The 1,155-nt window shown below is 39.7% G+C and carries 2 protein-coding genes and 1 pseudogene; 1 reads left to right on the top strand and 2 read right to left on the bottom strand.

Features of this window, described 5'->3' with window-relative positions; all coding sequences use genetic code 11:
- Window positions 1-246: 246 nt before the first annotated feature.
- A complete protein-coding gene (locus tag J7R05_RS07195; RefSeq protein ID WP_208541760.1) occupies window positions 247-528 on the bottom strand; it encodes a type II toxin-antitoxin system YafQ family toxin in 282 nt (93 codons plus the stop codon).
- A 6-nt stretch (window positions 529-534) separates the two neighbouring features.
- On the bottom strand, window positions 535-816 hold the full coding sequence (locus J7R05_RS07190) for a type II toxin-antitoxin system RelB/DinJ family antitoxin (protein ID WP_208541759.1): 282 nt from the start codon (window positions 814-816) through the stop codon (window positions 535-537).
- 157 nt (window positions 817-973) lie between these two features.
- Here J7R05_RS07190 and J7R05_RS09665 point away from each other — a divergent pair.
- Window positions 974-1,155, top strand: a pseudogene (locus J7R05_RS09665) (hypothetical protein); the annotation flags it as partial.

The following is a 1,155-nucleotide window of genomic DNA, read 5'->3' as shown; positions in this document are numbered from 1 at the left end:
AAAAAGAAGTGATGTTGATGTGCGCTCTGATCTTTCTGAGTGGGTGTGTAAGAAATGAATACACTTCTTGTGTTGGATGGATGCCAATATATTTGGATAGGCAAGATTACAATGCAATCAGTTCAAATTTAGCACGAGACATTTTAAAGCATAATCAGAACGGAAAACGTTCTTGTGGGTGGAGACCTATTAACAATAAATCAGCATGATTTTGGTATTAGACTTCTTTTTATAAGCAGGATTTAGTCATAAACGTAGCTCAGAATGAGAACCAAGTCGCAGAAGTTCTAATGTTTCAGCATTTGGTTTTCTGTAGATTAAGACTAAATCTGGCTTGATATGACAATCACGACAATTGCGCCATTGACCTGTTAATGCATGATCTCTCCAGTGTACTTTTAGTGGTTTATTTTCTGCTAATGCTTTAACTACAAGCAACAGGTCTACCTCTAGTGTATTAGCGTATCTACCTTTACTTTCGCGTTTAAGGTCTCTTCGGAACGACCGCGTATAAACGATTTCCCGCATAGCTAATTAAGATTGCTTTACAGGTTTACATACTTCAGCTTTATCATTGCGGATCATATCTCGTAAGCCATTTAATGATGTACGCTCAACACAACCTGCTTCAGCATCTTCAATAGCTTGTAATGTTTCTAGGTTGGGCTGAAATAAATCAAGCGGTAACGCTTGATTTCTAGCAACGCCGGTCATAAACATGCGCACTGCCTCCGATACAGTAAGACCCGTGGACTTTATAACAGCACTTGCAATTTCTTGAATCTCATCAGGAATACGCGCTTGAATTTTTCCCATTATTAAATCTTCCATCCATCTTGTACTACAATGTAGTATAAATCTAGCCTATGTCAAGAAAATCCTATTCCTTAACCTGATTATTTTATCCCTAACCTTAAAAGAATAGAAATAAAATCAATGGGTTATATGGAGTAAAAAAGGAGCTAGTGCCCAGACGCGGGCTTCGCATTTTGAAGGCACAGCCATTGGAGGCAATCCACTAGAGGCATTAAGCGGTTTGACAGGAGCAGGAGCTCTCTTTACACCAAAAGTGGATCTCAATAATGCAGGGGAACTTTCTGAGGGTCTCCCTTTACCAAAGCCTCAATCGGGTGGTATAGGTGGCACGCTTCCCAA

The organism is Bartonella capreoli (assembly GCF_902813205.1).
Classification (GTDB): Bacteria; Pseudomonadota; Alphaproteobacteria; order Rhizobiales; family Rhizobiaceae; genus Bartonella; species Bartonella schoenbuchensis.
The sequence above is the reverse complement of the archived record's forward strand: the minus strand, read 5'-3'. Positions and strand labels throughout refer to the sequence as shown.

Coding starts and splice junctions, on each gene's coding strand:
- J7R05_RS07195 (WP_208541760.1), bottom strand. CDS start 528: ATGCGGGAAATCGTTTATACGCGGTCGTTCCGAAGAGACCTTAAACGC.
- J7R05_RS07190 (WP_208541759.1), bottom strand. CDS start 816: ATGGGAAAAATTCAAGCGCGTATTCCTGATGAGATTCAAGAAATTGCA.